Raw genomic sequence first — 17,772 nt, 5'->3', positions numbered from 1 at the left:
TCTATTCTTCTTCTACAACCGTTTTGTTATCCTGAATATCCAACACGTCGATGATGAACTCTAACGGTGAGTTTGCTGGAATAGGTCCATTTGCGGTGTTCTGATAGCCCCAGTACGAAGGGGTTATGATGCGGATTTTCGCTCCCTTTTGCAGTCCTTCGGCAAATAGCCCGTTCAATTCATAGTCACCGATCGAATTGGGTGCGAATGTGTAGACCCAAGCCGGGATTATATTACTGTTAAAAGGATAGAAGTTCGTTAAAGCTGAAGTAATCTGCATATTCACACCGGTGTCGGCCTCAAATTTATCAAATACAGTTCCGCTAAGCAGTTTGCCCTGATATTTCACGCGGGTGTGGAACCAAATCTGTTTGTAGCCTAAGGTGTCTTTAAGTTTATAGGTGTAGCTTTCTGGTTCGCCCGCTTCCATAATCTCGTACCAGATACCGGTTGTTTCATCACGCGTCGCCGGTATGCCGTTTGCTGTGACATACTCGCGGATCGCAATAGAGTCAAGCCTGAATTGCTCATTGGGATCGAAGTTATCAAAATCATTATCCATACAGGACGCCAACATCAACGCGCCTATACTACCCATCAATAATGTTTGTATTAAATTTTTCATAATGTCCTCTCTTTTCTATACCGGACTAAACGCAAAAACTATGCAAATGCTACATTTCTTTTGAAAAATGTCCGAAGCTTTTCAGTTTATGTCCAATGAGCAATGTATAGGACAAAAAAAGAGATGCCCGAGGACATCTCTATAAATCATATGCTGTTATATTAGATAACGTGCATTTATTCAATTTCCAATACCTCAAACTCGTACACTAACGGAGAGTCTGCTGGGATATCAGCCTCACCGCCGGTCTTTTTGACCGAGCCGTAGGCCAGTACAGAAGGGGTAACTACTGTAATCTTATCGCCTGCTTGGAGACCATTTTCCGTAAGACCACCTACAACATAATCTTGTGCGTTGTAACGGATCGAATAGGGGAAAAACGAAAGAAACCAAGCATCGTTGAAGGCACTAAACCCTACGCTAAAATTAAACGTTCCAGCCTCCTCCGATTCGACCGGCGTGCCGTCTAATAATTTTGCAGTATATGTCAATTTTACTGTTGGAAAAACATAATTTGTTGCAGTGGAGTTGATGGTATACTTGTAATCCTCCTCCTCATTGTCTCCCGGTTCGTAGAGATACCAGATACCCCGTTTAGTCCTTTTGTCTATATAGCTGAAAGGATAATAAATAGAATCTGGTTCAGCTTCACTCAGGTTCGTAGTGACATATGCTTCAATTTCAGCTTTCTGAGCGTTCAAGATAGAATCTATGCGTAATTCTTGTTGTCTGTACTGTTCGTATAAATCATCATTATTGTCATCTTTTGCACATGAGGCGAATGTAAGAGCCGCTACTAAGCAAATTGTTCCAGTTGTAAATAGATTTTTCATAAAATATAATAAAGTGATAAAGTATAGTATACGTTAAAAAATAAGCAACGCTACATATTATTGTCCAAAGTTATCAAAAAATATATTATCTGTTCTAATCGTCTGCCTTTTTAATGATCTTGATGACTTCTGATAACTGTTTATTGCTTAATACACCTTGATGCCGGAAAAGTAGCTGATAATCTTTATCCAATACGACCCATGTCGGAAAGCTCAGCTGTTTCGAGCCATTCAGGACGAGCGCAAGTTCGTGCACACCCGTGGATACCCCCGTTGGCTTAAAAGAATATTCCTGACCACGTAGCGAAACCTTTTCTTTGCTTTCCGCATCGAACGGTACGTAATAAAACTGGTCACCCGCATGTTGGAAATCTTTATTTTTGCGGATCTGGTTTTTCTGCATTTGGCAGTATTTACACCAATCGGTAGAAAGGAGTAGGAGCACCGGCTTAGGTTCCGCAGCCATACAGCTATCCAATTGTGCTATGGCGATAGTTTGTGTTTGCGCATGAGATACAGGCGTAAGAAATAATCCCATAATGAAGACTGTACTGAAATATTTTAGGAACTTTTTCATATGTACTCTTTAATTGACAATTATAATTTCTGCCATACGCGATTACAACTAACATTACTATTGATAACTTTTCTCTTTAAGAAGAGTTAGTTAGGTATTTACAGGGAGTTCATAAGGGGCATAACCCTGTTATACCCCTATAAAACCCCTACTAACCCCCTATAAAACCTATGTCAAACTACTATTTATAATACAGTTATACATTGGTGTTATCGTCCTTTCTGCCGCTAAGCACTATGAACATCGACCAATCGCAATACCTGCCCACCGCAGGCAGGCGCCTATTGCAATACTCAATACGTATATCGCAAACCGAGGAAAGCATGTATACCTTGATTCGGGCCGTATACATAAGAAGGATCAAACGTCAGCCCATAAGGGTTTGTAGGAGAAACTATAGGTTCACCTGTTACGTCATCAAAACTACCATCCTCCCGGTCAAAGGGGTCATGTGACCGCGCAATAATGAACGGATTCCCTTTGTTTGGTGTCCAATTCAGCAGGTTTTTTATTCCTCCATAGACCTCGATCTTATCGCCGATGCTCTTGGTCAATTGGATATTCTGTATACTCCACCATGGCGAGTATTCGTTTCGTGGATCCCACTCACTCAGCAACGGCAAACGCATAGGGCCATATACGTTCCCTGTATAATCGACAGACAGTCCCAGGTTTTTGAAAGTATAACCTGCATTCCAGGTGCCTGAAAACTTCTCTGTAAATAGCTGATTTACTTTTTCTCCTTCTTCCTCACTATAGACATCTAAAAATGTTCCTCCAGCCAGGATTTTCAAGCCATTAGCAAATACCACATCAATATTTAAGGAGACACCTTGCGATATGGCGTGACCGTTTAGGTTGCCGAAACCGATCTCATTGGGATTAGTATCGTAGTCAGCGATAATTTTATTCATAAAATACGTATAAAATGCGGTGGCGTCCAAACCGATAAAGGAGCTGCCAGCAGGGATTTTTTTTACGAAGTTGATGTTTCCGTTCCACGAAGTTTCGGGTTTCAAATCCTCTTCAAATACGACTTTACGTGACCCGGTAAGCGCGGAATGATCTTCGGTAAACACATTGGCTACACGGTAGCCGTTGCCTATGCTAAGACGAAGGACATTGTTTTTGTCGATCGAATTCCACTTGTAATTTAAGCGCGGGGTAAAGATGCTTCCGTGAATAGAATTGTAGTCGTAGCGCATACCCAGAAGGAGTTTGTGTTGTGGATGAAGTGTGATCTCATCCTGCACAAACAGGGCAGGTAAGTGCGTATGGGAAGCATTCACCGTAGCCCCCGTGTCGTCATTGTAATAGGTGTAGCGATAAGCCAGCCCTGTCAAGAGGTCATGCTTGCCCAGTGTCTTGAACCAGTTCAGTTGCCCGAACCCGATGTATTGATCGGCCATAAAGGGCATATCACCGTAGTAACTGTTCTGGTCGTGCCCATTGGCGCTAAATTGGAACAAGATTTTTTCTTTGACCGGCAATTCGTAGGTTCCGAAAAACTCCCATCGGCTGGTGTATATACTCTCGCCATACACTTCATCGCTGCCGCGATGTGCTTTGCTCCAGTCCATCTCGCCACCCCATCGGTCCTCGTAAACATATCGCCCTGCTAAAGAAAATACACGGTTGTCTTTTCGGTCGAAATTCCATTTGTTGAAAATCGATATCCGGTTTTGCAGCGTTACGTCGGTGAAGTTATCGCTGTTGTTGTCTATAGGGTTTTGATAATTGAAATAATTTGCCCCAAATAAAGACTGTGCCCTTTTGCCGACGTTGAATTTAGCAGCTACATCGGTGCTGACTTCCCCCCAACTGGTTCCGTAGACATCCGCAGAAAGGACAGGTGCGTTGTTAGGCTTTTTGGTAATAATATTGATCAATCCACCCACAGCTTCACTGCCATATAAAGTGGATGCCGGGCCCTTTACGATCTCCACGCGTTCGATGAGCGCTTGTGGGATGCCGCTCAAGCCATATACGGTAGACAGGCCGCTGACGATAGGCATGCCGTCGATCAGCACCATGGTATAAGGACCTTCAAGGCCATTGATATGAATGTCACCGGTATTGCAGATGTTACAGTTCAATTGCGGACGTACGCCATTGATATTTTGTAAGGCATCAAAAATAGAAGGAGTGGGATTGGCTTTAAAGAATTTAGCTGTATATACTTCGACCGGAACCGGGCTATCCAGTTTGGACATTTCTTTCATGGTTCCGGAGACAACAACCTCTTCCAGGTTGCGGTTATCCTCCTGCAGAGCAAATGTATGCTGTTTGCTGAAATCTTCCTTGCTCAGTTTCTTTTGTAACGGTTGATAACCGACTGCGCGGATGAATAAGTTAGCTTTATCGGCGTTATAAGCAAGTGTAAATTTGCCCCATGCATCTGAAGAGGTTTTTAATGTGGTTCCTTCAATGGATATGGTGGCCGATTCGATAGGATTTCCTTTGGGGTTCTGTACAATACCCGTTATTTCCTGGGCGTACGTAGTATGGACCCCGCTTATTATATATAGGGATATAGCAATGCTATAGAATAATCTTAACATGTTGTTTTTGCGTTAAACTGTTATAAATGAGAATGTCTCCACGGCTCGTGAAGAAAAGGATAGTTACTACGCAAAAACCGGAGGCCCCCGCAGATAATAATGCTGAGGGGTGTGGGAATGATAACTGGAGTAATACGGTTTATAGAAGATGTAAGGAAACTCTTGAAATAGCGGAGTTTCAAAAACGACAAAGCTTGTTTCTATAAATGAACCGTGAAAAAGGACATTGAGATATTGTATCTCCGCATCACTCTTATGGTGATGCTTGGGTGTTTTTTGTGTAAAATCGTACGGGTGGGTGTGAACAACAATTTCCCCTGCCGACGTGACTTCCTTATGGATAAATACAATCCCACTGATAATAATGAGTGTCATCCATCCGGCGAGGAAGGAAGCAATCAATCTGCGGTATGTGGTAAATGTGTGTATCACGGTTGTCACCTATTAAAGTAGGCTATAGTCTATTAGATTAATTTATTGTTGTTGTCGGGAAAAACCAGTTTGGGCTGATAGCTTTTGGCTTCCGTTCTGTCCATAAGTGCATAGGAAATAATGATAACGATATCACCCACCTGTACTAAGCGTGCGGCAGCACCATTCAGGCAAATCGTTCCCGAGCCCCGTTGACCCGGAATGACATAAGTCTCCAGACGTGCACCGTTGTTGTTGTTAACAATCTGTACCCTTTCGTTGGCTATGATATCGGCTGCATCCATCAGATCCTCGTCAATGGTGATACTCCCCACATAATTCAGTTCGGCTTCGGTAACCCGAGCGCGGTGAATTTTCGATTTCATTACTTCGATCATCATCGTGCAAAATTAAGGCATTTTTAGGATATACTTTACATGAAAATGTAAAAGTATACTATACATACAACAGCATGTTGTCTATCAGTCGTACTCCTTCTACCCAAGCGGCAGCTATGGCAATGTATTGTTTTCCGTGCGCTATAGTGGTAGCTTTTGCCAAAGTTTGGGTTTCACAAATTGCAAAATATTCTAATTTTACATCCGGCTCTTCTTGAATGATCTGTGTGCCCTTTTGTTGCAGTACCTCAGGTGTGCTTTCCGAAAAATCATTCTTTACAGCTCGCAGAGCCTTTGAAATCACCAAGGCGCTCTTTTTCCCAGCGGGGGACAAACGTGCATTGCGGGAGCTCAAAGCTAAGCCCTCTTCATCGCGGACAATAGGGCAGATAAGGAGTTGAACGGGAAGCCTGGTTAGGTCCAGCATCCGCTGTACCACCATGATCTGTTGGAAATCTTTTTGGCCGAAGCAGGCGATGTGCGGTTTTACCGCCTGAAAGAGTTTGTAAACCACTTGTGTCACACCTTGAAAATGGCCGGGACGATGCAGACCTTCCCAGATTTTGTCCAGCTGACCTAAGTCAATGTGCCACGATTCGTTTGGATCAGGATATATTTCTTCCACATGAGGCATAAAAAGAACGTCGCAGGCTATCGACTGGAGTAATGAGATATCCTGTTCTATAGGTCGGGGGTACTTTTCCAGGTCGTTGGGATCATTAAACTGTGTAGGGTTGACAAATATACTGCAAACGACCAGATCAGCTACCTTTTGAGCTTCTCGGATCAACGATAGATGACCTTGATGAAGGGCACCCATGGTCGGCACCAATGCTATTTTCTGATGACTATGGTACGTGTCGAGGTATGCCCGGAGTTCTTTTTTTGTTGTTAAGATTTCCATAAGGAAATAGGGTCAAAATAAGGGGCAAAAGTGCATAATATATTTGGAATTAGAAAGCTATGTTTTTCCGTTAATTGTAAAATATAGATATTATTCGTACCTTTGTGAACCAAATCTAAGGAGTCACGTAAAAAATAAAAGTAATTGGAGATGGCAAAAACGAAAATATTGTTTGTTACGCATGAGATGTCGCCGTTCCTTGAAATTAGTAAGATTGCTGAGATAACACGCCACTTACCGCAAGCTATGCAAGAAAAGGGATTTGAGATCCGGATCCTGATGCCCCGTTTCGGTAATATCAATGAGCGGAGAAATCGTCTACATGAAGTAATAAGGCTGTCGGGAATGAATATCGTTGTGGACAACAATGACAATCCGTTGATTATTAAAGTAGCTTCCCTGCCTTCGGCACGTATGCAGGTGTACTTTTTAGATAACGATGAATATTTTCAACGCAAGAAGGTGTTCAGAGATGAGCAGGGTAAGTTCTTTGCGGACAACAATGAGCGCTCTCTTTTCTTCTGCAAGGGTGTGTTGGAAACTGTGAAAAAACTGGGATGGTCTCCTGATGTTGTGCATTGCCATGGTTGGTTTACTGCGATGGTGCCGATGTACCTGAAAAAAATGTATCAGGACGATCCGATGTTTAAAGACGCAAAAGTGTTCTATTCGCTTTTCGAAGAGGACTTTGGTAACGATAGTTTAGGTGATAAATATCGTGAATTACCTGCGCAGGAAGATGTTTCTCCGGAGGATTCAAAAGCATATGGTTCAGGAAGTTATGTCGATGTCTATAAAGGAGCTTTGTCCTATACCGATGTTGCCGTACTGGCAGATAAAAATATTCCTGCAGAAATCCTCCAATATATCGAGGATAATGACATACGGGTGTTTAGACCGGAAACAGATGAAGATTACGAAGCGTACTCTGTTTTATATGAAGAGTTTGCTTCCGAAGAGGTTGAGGCCTAACAGGCTATACATTAAAATTTTAAGCACAAGAGCTGTCATATTGACAGCTTTTTGTGTTTATAATAGGATGATTTTCTCTATGGAAGACGCTTTTTGGTAATATGCAATTACGTCATCAGCATCGTTTACGAAGGTCTCTACGGTTAACGCATTGTACTTGCCGGTTTTAGAATCTTTGGATTGGATCTTTGTACTCGGATGTTGAAATATTTTTTCAATTTCACGCTTAGATACCTCACTCGCGGGTATAATAAACTTGAATGTGTATACGGTCGGAAATTGTTCTACACTTTTTAGCTTTTCCCGGAAAGCGCTGTAAAAATCTTTGCTATTATCGTTTTGGATATCCTGTATTTTGATATGCCTTTTGTCTTTCATCGTTCGCTCCTTTCTTTTTTTTCGATTACCAACTGTTTAGCGTTCATGCAATCCGAATTAAACTCCGTTCAATAAATGTGCCTATTGTTCTTTTTGGCAGAGAATGGTACAGATGTTTTACTTTTTTTAGTTAGTTTAGTAGACGTCCATAAGAATGAAGAAAAAGAAATTATCGATAAGTGATGTAGCCAGGGCCACAGGCGTGTCCGTGACGACGGTTTCATTAGTCTTGAATGATAAGGGTGTAGGGCGGATCAGTCCCGGTATCATCCGTAAAGTGAAGGACTATGCGAAAAAGGTCGGATATATGCCGAATCCGCTTGTTCGGAAAAGAAATGCAAATACGTCGAGAGTATTCGGCGTGTTGGTCGAAGATATTGCCAGCTCCGTTCAAAGTGAATTTGTTTCCCACCTGGGAAAAATAATGCGGCAAAGGGGGCATCACATCGTTATTGTTAGCATGGACGGAGAGACTGCGGCCGGAGAACGTTTGCTGCTTCTTTTGCAGGAGAAGGAAATGGACGGTTATGTGCTGATGGGATTTGAACATGTGGAGCGTGCGTTGCGGCGGATCGTTGACGCCAAGAAACCCGTTGTACTCTATGATTGTCAATCTGCGGGGCTAAACCTGCCTACATACAGCACGGACCATCGCTCCGCAGTAGTGGATGCGATCCATAAACATTTTCGTACGCATCCGAATAGTCGGCTCGGTATGATCGCCTATTCGTCCAACACCTCGCGTATACGTGAGGTGTTGGCGGGGTATATGCAGGTCATGGATCTCCATTCGCACGATGTATTAATTAAGAAACTACCTGCTACATTAAACGATGCAGAGATTGAAAATCAGATCGATGGTTTTGTGCGTGACAATCGATTGGATGCGGTTTTGTTTGCTACGGAGCAACTTGCCCGAATAGGAGCAAGGATCATAAAGAAAGCGCAGATCCTCACATGGGAACAGGATACCCGTTCAATTGCCGAAAACATGACAGAAAGCCTTTTGAAACAGTTTCGACGATGATAGGAAGAAGTTACTCCTTAGGGATAAACTTCATAGATAATGAATTGACACAATGGCGGGTGTCTTTAGGTGTGAAGCCTTCCCCCAGAAACACATGTCCGAGGTGTGCCCCACATTTCGTGCACAATATCTCCGTTCTCCTACCGTCGGCATCCGTCACCCGTTTTATTGCTCCTGGGATTTCATCGTCAAAGCTTGGCCAGCCGCAATGTGATTCAAATTTGTCTTCTGACCGATACAATGGCGCGTTGCATCTTTTGCAGATATACGTGCCCTTTTCCTTATTGTTTAGTAAAGATCCAGTGAAAGGTCTCTCGGTGCCTTTAAAAACGATAATATGTTCTTCCTCGGGCGTTAATGTGTTGTAATTCGTGGTATCCATAATTGTTGTGTCTTGTGTGGTGTTATTATTTGCGCAGGCACTCAAAGCCATACCTACAAAAATAACCAAACATCCTATTACATTTGTCATAAATTCTTTAATTTACATGATTAGTGAATATACAAAAATGATGCTAATAATTATAAAATAGATCCCGCGTCACTTTTTATCATAGCTCCAATCTGCTACAGTTTATATCCCGCTTAAAATGTCCTTAGAAGATGATTTTAACCTATAAAATGTCGAAACTAATCAATTTATTTAGAATGGTTTTAAATTGATAATTTGCGTCATTAAATTGTCAGGGATTGCTTATAAAGTCCTACTTTTGTGCATTGTTAGGGGAAAAAACACATCTGACAATAAAGGGAAGTAATTTTTATATTCATAAATAAATAGTATAAAGTGCTAAATATGAGAAATATCTCATCCGTTTTGGGAAGGCTTGCGAAGTCAGTATCGGTCAGTTTGGTATTGTTATTTGCTGTTACATTGACATCACATGCGCAGGATTTAAAAGAAGGAGCTTCGCTCTTTAAGGCAAACTGTACCGCTTGTCACAAAATCGACAAGAAACTTACCGGTCCGGCCCTGGCTGGGATGACAGAACGTCATTCCGAAGAATGGTTGATCAAGTGGATTCACAACTCGAAGTTGATGGTTGATCAGGGTGATCCTGTGGCTGTTGCTCTTTTTGAGGAGTACAACAAGCTATTGATGCCGGCATTTACACAGTTTTCCGATGATCAGATTAAGAATATTATCGCTTATGTTCAGGATGAGGAGGTTAAAATGGCGCAAGCGGCAAGCGCACCAGCTGGTGGTGCTGCTGGTGGCGCAGCAAGCGATGATGCGAGCAGCTTTATGTTGATCGGGATGGCGGCGTTATTGCTGTTGGCAATAGGCGTTATCGTGGTATTGAACAGAGTAACGCGTACTTTAGAGAAAGTTATAGCCAATAATCAGACGGCCATTGAGGCGGCTCGTTTGCGCAACGAAGCACATGAAGAAAGCCGGGGTTTAAAATTTGCGCAGAAGTTCCTGAAGAATAAGAAGCTTGTTGGATTTACGGCATTACTGGTCGTGGTTCTGCTGTCTGTTGTCGGATGGCAGGGGATGTGGAATATCGGTGTGCATGAAGGATATAAACCGGTACAGCCGATTAAATTCTCCCACCAGATTCACGCCGGAGTGAACCAGATTGAGTGTCAGTATTGTCATGGTGGAGCATTTAAATCGAAGAATGCTTCTATTCCATCGGCGAATGTGTGTATGAATTGTCACAACACCATTACCGCTTCGGATCACTACAATGGTGATGTTTCGCCGGAGATATTGAAACTGTACCGTGCGGTAGATTGGGATCCGGATACACGTACGTATGGTGACAATCCACGGCCTATCGAGTGGGTGCGGATTCATAACCTACCGGATTTTGCTTACTTCAATCACTCGCAGCACGTTGTGGTGGCTGGGGTAGAATGTCAGACTTGTCACGGGCCTATTGAAACGATGGAAGAGGTGTATCAATATTCTCAGTTAACCATGAAATGGTGTATTGACTGTCACAAGACCACGGAAGTGAATGCCGATAATAAATATTACGATCAATTGATCGAGGCACATGAAAAATTGAAGAAGGGTGAGAAAATGACGGCTGCCATGATTGGTGGTTTGGAATGTGGTAAGTGTCACTATTAATAATTAATTCGCAGAACGCAATCTTATATATACAGCTTAAATGGATAGCAATAAAAAATATTGGAAAGGTTTAGAAGAGTTAAATCAAACTCCTGCTTTCGTTGAAAGTAATAAAGGGGAGTTTGCTGAACCTATTCCTGTAGAAGATGTCTTGAATGAAGCAGGTTTAAGCACAAGAGCACCTCGTCGTGATTTCTTGAAAGCTTTAGGTTTTGGTTTGGGAGCTGTAACACTGGCTGCCTGTAACCGTACCCCGGTACATAAAGCAGTGCCTTATGTGATCAAGCCGGAAGAAATTACACCGGGTATCCCGAATTTTTACGCTTCGTCGTTCAACGGACAAAGTCTTTTGGTCCGTACCCGTGAAGGACGACCTATTTCGGTAGAAGCCAACCCGAATGCCGTAGGATTGAATCAAGGTACAGATGCGACTACCGTGGCATCGGTGTTGGATTTGTACGATATGTCCAAATTGCAAAATCCACAAATCGGCGGGAAAGACGTCGAGTGGTCAAAATTGGATTCGACGGTCATTGCTGCTTTGAATAAAGCAGTTTCCGGTGGTAAGCAAGTCGTGCTCGTTTCGGATACGATAAACTCACCGTCTACATTAGCGGCTATTGCGCGATTCACCACAAAGTATCCCACGGCTTCTCATGTGCAGGTCGATGCCATTTCATACAGTGGAATAATCGAAGCGAATAAGAATACGTTTGGTAAAGCTGTCGTTCCTTCTTATCATTTTGCCAATGCACAGGTCGTTGTTTCGGTAGCTGCAGACTTCTTAGGCACATGGCTGTCCGGAGAAGAACACACACAAGATTATATTAAAAATCGTGACCATAAGTCTTTGAAAAATGGCAAGATGTCACGTCATATTCAATTTGAGTCCGGGCTATCGATGACCGGATCGAATGCGGATGTCCGTATTGCGATTAAACCTTCTGAAGAAGGTGCGGTATTGATTTCGTTGTACAATGAGATTACAGGGCAGGCTTTGGCGGGGGGGACGACCAATGCGAAAGCGCAGGTTGCGATCAAATTGGTAGCGAAAGAGCTTGTCAACGCGAAGGGTTCTTCGGTGGTTGTGGCCGGAGCGAACGACGTAAATATACAGTCGTTGGTCAATGCTATCAACACCCAGTTGGGAGCATACGGAGCTATTATTGATCTGGATAACTACTCCAAGCAATATCAAGGTTCAGACCTTGCTTTCCAACAGTTTTTGACAGCCGCAAAAGCGGGTCAGGTTGGTGTAGCCTTGTTTTTAAACAGTAACCCGGTTTACAGTTATTTTAAGTCGGAAGATGTAAAGGCCGCGTTGAGTAAAGTTGATTTCTCCTTATCGTTCTCGGATCGTGCGGATGAGACCGCTACCGAGACGAAGGCCATTGCACCAAGACCGACATATTTGGAGACTTGGGGTGATGCATCGGCTAAAGAAGGTTTGTTTACTATAATACAGCCGACTATCAATCCGGTCTTCAATACAAGACAAGTAGAACAAAGCTTGCTGGTATGGGCAGGAGATAATACGAATATTTACGATTTTGTAAAACAAAATTGGGAAACGAATATTTTGGCAGGTACCGGAAAGACCTGGAAAGATATTTTGCAACAAGGGTTTGTCTATAAAGGTACTTCTACGGGTTCTGCCTATCTTGCACAGGTCGATGTAGCAGCAGTAGCTTCTGCTATCGTAGCGGAAGCGAAGAAGATTGCAGGTGATGTCGAGTTAAAATTGTATGAGTCGACAGGAATGCGTGATGGTCGCTATGCGAACAATGCTTACTTGCAAGAGCTTCCCGACCCGATATCCAAAGTGACATGGGACAACTATGCAGCACTTAATCCAAAATTTGCAGAACAATTAGGTGTTGGGGAAAATGGTACCGTAACTGTTGAAGCCAACGGCCAATCGATTACGTTGCCGGCACTGATGCAACCCGGTCAGGCGATGGGTACGGTTTCAGTAGCCTTAGGGTACGGTCGTACAAAAGTTGGAAAGGCTGGAAATAAAGTTGGACAGAACGCCTATCCATTAGCGAGCTTGGTGAACGGTACAGTACAGTTGTCTGCAAAAGCGACCGTGTCGAAGGCATCCAACACGTATGAACTGGCACAGACACAGACACACCATACGATTGAAGGTCGTAATATTATCCGTGAAACAACCTTCGCGAAATATTTAGAAGATCCAAACTCCGAATCGGGACGTTTCTCTGATACACATAAGACATACGACTTGTGGAACAAGTTTGAACAGCCCGGACACAAATGGGTCATGGCAATCGATTTGAATGCTTGTACGGGATGTGGGGCTTGTATCGTTGCCTGTAGCGTAGAAAACAACGTTCCGGTAGTCGGGCGTGACGAGGTTCGCCGTCGTCGTGAGATGCATTGGTTGCGTATCGATCGTTACTATACCATTGAGGAGAACGGAACGAAATTTACGGAAGAGAAGGAAATTGCAAATGTTCAGGATTTCGAGAATGTAACGGTAGTACACCAGCCGATGTTGTGTCAGCACTGTGAACATGCACCTTGTGAGACGGTATGTCCGGTATTAGCAACAGTACACTCTTCGGAAGGATTGAACCACATGGCGTACAACCGTTGTTTCGGTACACGTTATTGTGCAAACAACTGTCCGTATAAAGTTCGTCGTTTCAACTGGTTCAATTACTGGAATGACTCTCGTTTTGACAATTACCTGAATAATGAGTTTACGCAGTTGGTGTTGAATCCGGATGTGACTACACGTTCACGTGGGGTCATGGAGAAATGCTCGATGTGTATACAGCGTATTCAGGCAGGTAAGCTGCAAGCGAAGATAGAGAACCGTAAAGTAAAAGACGGGGATATACAGATGGCTTGTCAAGCAGCTTGTTCAGCAAATGCTATCATTTTCGGAGATGCGAACGATCCCGAGTCAGAAGTTTCTAAAGCTCTTCGCAATGAGCGGGTTTACTATGTACTCGAGGAGATTAACGTACAGCCGAATATAGGTTATATGACGAAAGTCAGAAATACTCTTGAAGCGTAATTTTTCTATATCTGAAATAAAAAAAATATGTCATCGCATAACGAATCAATACTAAGAGAACCATTAATAACCGGCAAGAACATCACTTATGCACAAGTGACCGATGATATCTTGCTTCCGGTTGAAAACAAGCCCAACAAAGCGTGGTGGATTGGATTTATCGTTGCCGCTTTAGGCGCCATGTTGTGGGTTGTAAGTGTGGGATACACATTTTGGACAGGTATCGGTGCCTGGGGGTTAAATAAAACAGTAGGATGGGCATGGGATATCACCGACTTCGTATGGTGGGTAGGTATTGGTCACGCCGGAACCTTGATTTCAGCGGTATTGTTGATTTTTCGTCAAAACTGGCGTAACTCCATCAACCGGTCTGCAGAGGCGATGACGATCTTCGCCGTAATTTGTGCGGCTACATATGTCGTGGCCCACATGGGACGTCCTTGGTTGGCGTATTGGATTTTCCCACTTCCGAATCAGTTTGGATCGCTTTGGGTTAACTTCAACTCACCATTAGTATGGGATGCCTTTGCGATCTCGACATATTTTACGGTATCGCTGGTCTTCTGGTACTGTGGTTTGTTACCGGATATCGCTTCTATACGTGACCGTGCTAAAGGGTTAAAGCAAAAGATATATGGCATCATGTCTTTCGGATGGAACGGTTCCGTAAAGACTTGGCAGCGTTTTGAAATTGTATCGTTGATATTAGCCGGTATTTCTACACCACTTGTACTTTCGGTACACACGATCGTATCCATGGACTTTGCTACGTCGGTCATCCCGGGTTGGCATACAACGATCTTCCCTCCTTATTTTGTGGCAGGGGCGATATTTTCCGGATTTGCGATGGTACAGACCTTGTTGCTGATCCTGCGTAAGGTGTTGAATTTTGAGCATTACATCACCATGTTCCATATTGAATCCATGAATAAGATTATCATGGTAACGGGTTCCATAGTCGGTATTGCCTATTTGACGGAGTTGTTTATTGCATGGTATTCCGGATCCGAATATGAGATGTATGCTTTTGCCAATCGTATTGCAGGACCTTATGCTTGGGCGTATTGGACGATGATGACCTGTAATGTGATTTCACCACAGCTGTTTTGGTTCAAGAAAATCCGTACCAGTATTCCGATTTCCTGGGTACTGTCAATTGTGGTAAACATCGGTATGTGGTTCGAGCGTTTTGTTATTATCGTAACTTCATTGCACCGTGATTACTTACCATCATCTTGGGCGATGTTTTATCCAAGCTGGGTTGATGTTGGTGTCTTTGTGGGGTCTATCGGATTGTTCTTTACCTTGTTCCTGTTGTTCGTGCGTTTCTTGCCGAGTGTCGCTATCGCTGAGGTGAAGTTGTTGTTGAAAAGCTCCAGCTTGCAGCAGAAAACGAAACTGGTTCAGGAAGGTGCATTCCCAGCAGAACAGGTTGAACATTTCAGAACCGCGTTGAGTAGCAAATATGATTCGGTGACCAAAGAAGATATTAAGGAATTAGAAATCAAATAGCAATGAGCAATACAAAATATATATTAGGGAGCTTTGCTGATCCAGATGAGATGATGCACGGGATCGATAAGCTACAGGCCAACAACATTAGTATATACGATTGTTTTACACCGATGCCTATTCATGGTATTGAAGCAAAATTGGGTGTACGGCCGTCACGCTTACCTATCGCTGCCTTCTGTTTTGGTGCGTTGGGTACCTGTGCAGGTTTCAGCTTGTTATATTACACCATGGCTTACGATTGGCCCATGAATATCGGTGGTAAACCTTCGTTGCCTTTGCCAAACTTTGTTCCTATAACATTTGAGGTAACGATCTTATTATGTGCTTTAGGTATGGTAGCGACTTTCTTTTACCGTAACCATTTGTTTCCCGGACGTGCTCCGCGGGTGATGGACCTCAGAGCTACTGATGATCGTTTTATTATAGCAATAGATGCCCGTGAAAACAGCGATCATGCTTTGATTGATAGCTTATTGAAAGAGGCTGGTGCCGTAGACGTTAAATACAATGAAAGAAAGTATGTTAGTTATGAATAAGAAGAATTTTCTTGGAACTGTATGTGTGGCTGTAGCGCTGACGGCAGTAGTTACGGCTTGTGGAGATGGCACAACACGCAGCGCCGGTTGGGAATTTTCACGTAATATGTATGATCCGTTAGCCTATAATCCGGATCAGCCTAATCCTAATTTTGAGAATAAACAGACGGCACAGCTTCCTCCGGACGGTACGAACCCGATTGGTTTCGATCGTTATGAGTACGCCAACACGATGGAAGATTACGAGCGTGCTGGTGCAGAATTGCAGAACCCGCTGCCGGCTACTGCCGAAAACTTGGCTAAGGGAGAGCACCTGTTTTTGGTGAATTGTGCGGTATGTCACGGTAAAGAAGGTAAAGGCGACGGTTCGATCACGAAAGATCGTAGCGTGACCGATTCCAGAGGCACACGTCAGCTGGAGAACTTTCCGCCGCCGCCGTCCTATGCCCGTTCTACAGGAGCGAACTCATCACGGGGTGGTGCTATGGCTGACCTTTCAGCAGGAAAGATTTATCACACGATTTACTACGGCTTAAACGCAATGGGGTCGCACGCATCACAGCTTGATCCGGAAGAGCGTTGGCAAGTGGTCATGTATGTACAGGAATTACAAAAAAAATAATCAAACATCAATTCATATAAATGGGAACTCACAGTCATCATCACGATTATAATTTCAACGAGCAATATACCTTTGCTGGTACGGCTAAGATTGTCAGCTTAGTTGCTATCGTGTTCGGTATCGCTGCCATTGCGTTTGGTCTGCTATCCAGTGAACATATCGTTGTGGAGCGTACATATGCCAATCTATTATTGATGGGGTATTATTTTACTTGTGTATGTGCCGCGGGAGCATTTTTTGTTGCCTTACATATTGTTACACAGTCCGCTTGGTGTGCGGGAATAATGCGTATTCCTCAGGCTATGGCTAGTATATTGCCTATCGCTTCCGTTCTTCTATTGGTAATCGTTGGTTTAGGGCTCTATACACATAATCTTTATCATCACTGGCATGCGGAAGGGCTTACCGACCCTAACAGTCCGAATTACGATGCCTTGATCGCGGGTAAAGAGACTTTCTTGAATGTGCCCGGATTTTTAATTCGGCAGATTATCTTTATGGGATCATATAGTATTTTCGCTTTTATTTTAGCGAAGCTATCGTATAAAGAGGATTTAGATGGTGGATTGAATTCTTATAAGAAGAGCTTTAAGCTTTCTGCTATTTTCTTAGTAGTCTTTGGATTTACAACTCCGATATGGTCGTTTGATACGGTTATGTCACTCGAAGCGCATTGGTTTTCAACCATGTTTGGCTGGTACAATTTTGCAGCGCTATGGGTGAGCGGTCTTTGTGCAATTACCATTATTCTGGTTTTTTTGAAGAAAGCGGGTTATATGGTATGGGTGAACGAAAACCACCTGCACGATCTTGGTAAGTTAATTTTTGGTTTCTCTATTTTCTGGACATATGTATGGTTTGCTCAATTCATGTTGATTTGGTACTCCAACATTCCGGAAGAAACGGTCTATTTTTACAAACGTTGGGAGCCCGAGTATAAACCTTGGTTTTGGTTGAATATTATCATTAACTTTGTCGCTCCGCTATTATTATTGATGGATAGGGATGTAAAGCGTAAGCAAAATACCATGTTGTTTGTTTGTATTTTATTGTTGGCTGGTCATTGGTTGGATTATTATATTATGATTATGCCGGGTACAGTCGAAACACATCGCGGATTTGGTTTGATTGAGATTGGTACGGCCGCAGGTTTCTTTGGATTGTTCACCTTCCTGGTTATGAATAAACTGAGCAAACATGCGCTGGTGCCTAAAAATCATCCATTCCTTGACGAGAGTTTGCATCATCAGATTTAATAGCAGGTTTTTAGAGATTACGTTCAAA

At 43.1% G+C, this 17,772-nt stretch carries 17 protein-coding genes; 8 read left to right on the top strand and 9 right to left on the bottom strand.

Annotated features, from left to right (window positions below; translation table 11 throughout):
* Position 1: 1 nt before the first annotated feature.
* From G5B30_RS01575 to panC, 7 genes are all read right to left on the bottom strand, one after another.
* Positions 2–625 (bottom strand): FKBP-type peptidyl-prolyl cis-trans isomerase, encoded by a 624-nt coding sequence (locus G5B30_RS01575; protein WP_165318194.1) that lies wholly within the window; start codon positions 623–625, stop codon positions 2–4.
* 176 nt (positions 626–801) lie between these two features.
* Positions 802–1,458: an FKBP-type peptidyl-prolyl cis-trans isomerase gene (locus tag G5B30_RS01570; protein ID WP_165318193.1), complete on the bottom strand. Its 657-nt coding sequence runs from the start codon at positions 1,456–1,458 to the stop codon at positions 802–804.
* 94 nt (positions 1,459–1,552) lie between these two features.
* Positions 1,553–2,035: a thioredoxin family protein gene (locus G5B30_RS01565; protein ID WP_165318192.1), complete on the bottom strand. Its 483-nt coding sequence runs from the start codon at positions 2,033–2,035 to the stop codon at positions 1,553–1,555.
* A gap of 293 nt (positions 2,036–2,328) precedes the next feature.
* Entirely contained in the window at positions 2,329–4,596 is a 2,268-nt protein-coding gene (locus tag G5B30_RS01560) for a TonB-dependent receptor (RefSeq protein ID WP_165318191.1), read from the bottom strand.
* 66 nt (positions 4,597–4,662) lie between these two features.
* Positions 4,663–5,028, bottom strand: coding sequence for a hypothetical protein (locus tag G5B30_RS01555; protein WP_165318190.1), 366 nt, complete (start codon positions 5,026–5,028; stop codon positions 4,663–4,665).
* 32 nt (positions 5,029–5,060) lie between these two features.
* Positions 5,061–5,408, bottom strand: a complete 348-nt coding sequence (panD, locus tag G5B30_RS01550) for an aspartate 1-decarboxylase (protein WP_165318189.1) — start codon at positions 5,406–5,408, stop codon at positions 5,061–5,063.
* 55 nt (positions 5,409–5,463) lie between these two features.
* Positions 5,464–6,309: a pantoate--beta-alanine ligase gene (gene panC / locus G5B30_RS01545; protein ID WP_165318188.1), complete on the bottom strand. Its 846-nt coding sequence runs from the start codon at positions 6,307–6,309 to the stop codon at positions 5,464–5,466.
* A 150-nt stretch (positions 6,310–6,459) separates the two neighbouring features.
* Here panC and G5B30_RS01540 point away from each other — a divergent pair, with 150 nt between their 5' ends.
* On the top strand, positions 6,460–7,281 hold the full coding sequence (locus tag G5B30_RS01540) for a glycogen/starch synthase (RefSeq protein WP_165318187.1): 822 nt from the start codon (positions 6,460–6,462) through the stop codon (positions 7,279–7,281).
* Positions 7,282–7,338: 57 nt separating this feature from the next.
* Here G5B30_RS01540 and G5B30_RS01535 read toward each other — a convergent pair whose 3' ends face one another.
* Positions 7,339–7,659: a DUF493 family protein gene (locus G5B30_RS01535; protein WP_165318186.1), complete on the bottom strand. Its 321-nt coding sequence runs from the start codon at positions 7,657–7,659 to the stop codon at positions 7,339–7,341.
* A gap of 154 nt (positions 7,660–7,813) precedes the next feature.
* Between G5B30_RS01535 and G5B30_RS01530 the strand changes: the two genes are divergently transcribed.
* Positions 7,814–8,686: a LacI family DNA-binding transcriptional regulator gene (locus tag G5B30_RS01530; protein ID WP_165318185.1), complete on the top strand. Its 873-nt coding sequence runs from the start codon at positions 7,814–7,816 to the stop codon at positions 8,684–8,686.
* Between the two features lie 10 nt (positions 8,687–8,696).
* On the opposite strand, the gene G5B30_RS01525 is transcribed toward G5B30_RS01530, so the two are convergent.
* Positions 8,697–9,158, bottom strand: coding sequence for a methionine-R-sulfoxide reductase (locus G5B30_RS01525; protein ID WP_165318184.1), 462 nt, complete (start codon positions 9,156–9,158; stop codon positions 8,697–8,699).
* A 324-nt stretch (positions 9,159–9,482) separates the two neighbouring features.
* On the opposite strand from G5B30_RS01525, the gene G5B30_RS01520 reads away from it, so the two are divergent.
* Genes G5B30_RS01520 through G5B30_RS01495 form a run of 6 tightly spaced genes read left to right on the top strand, consistent with a single transcriptional unit; the run spans position 9,483 to position 17,744 of the window.
* A complete protein-coding gene (locus G5B30_RS01520; RefSeq protein WP_165318183.1) occupies positions 9,483–10,769 on the top strand; it encodes a cytochrome c3 family protein in 1,287 nt (428 codons plus the stop codon).
* Positions 10,770–10,809: 40 nt separating this feature from the next.
* A complete protein-coding gene (locus G5B30_RS01515) occupies positions 10,810–13,815 on the top strand; it encodes a TAT-variant-translocated molybdopterin oxidoreductase (RefSeq protein WP_165318182.1) in 3,006 nt (1,001 codons plus the stop codon).
* A 27-nt stretch (positions 13,816–13,842) separates the two neighbouring features.
* Complete coding sequence (gene nrfD, locus G5B30_RS01510) at positions 13,843–15,327, top strand: NrfD/PsrC family molybdoenzyme membrane anchor subunit (protein WP_165318181.1); 1,485 nt, start codon at positions 13,843–13,845, stop codon at positions 15,325–15,327.
* Positions 15,328–15,329: 2 nt separating this feature from the next.
* Positions 15,330–15,866 carry a DUF3341 domain-containing protein gene (locus tag G5B30_RS01505; RefSeq protein WP_165318180.1) on the top strand — a complete coding sequence of 179 codons (537 nt, stop codon included), beginning with the start codon at positions 15,330–15,332 and terminating at the stop codon, positions 15,864–15,866.
* The gene (locus G5B30_RS01500) at positions 15,859–16,488 is read left to right on the top strand and encodes a cytochrome c (protein ID WP_317164300.1); all 630 of its coding nucleotides are present in this window, start codon (positions 15,859–15,861) and stop codon (positions 16,486–16,488) included. The genes G5B30_RS01505 and G5B30_RS01500 overlap by 8 nt, the downstream gene beginning before the upstream one ends.
* A gap of 20 nt (positions 16,489–16,508) precedes the next feature.
* Positions 16,509–17,744, top strand: a complete 1,236-nt coding sequence (locus G5B30_RS01495; RefSeq protein ID WP_165318178.1) for a quinol:cytochrome C oxidoreductase — start codon at positions 16,509–16,511, stop codon at positions 17,742–17,744.
* The last annotated feature ends 28 nt before the right edge of the window (positions 17,745–17,772 follow it).

This window comes from Sphingobacterium sp. SGG-5 (assembly GCF_011043525.1).
Lineage (GTDB): Bacteria > Bacteroidota > Bacteroidia > Sphingobacteriales > Sphingobacteriaceae > Sphingobacterium.
Note: the sequence above shows the minus strand (reverse complement) of the source record. Positions and strands in the feature narration are given on the sequence as shown.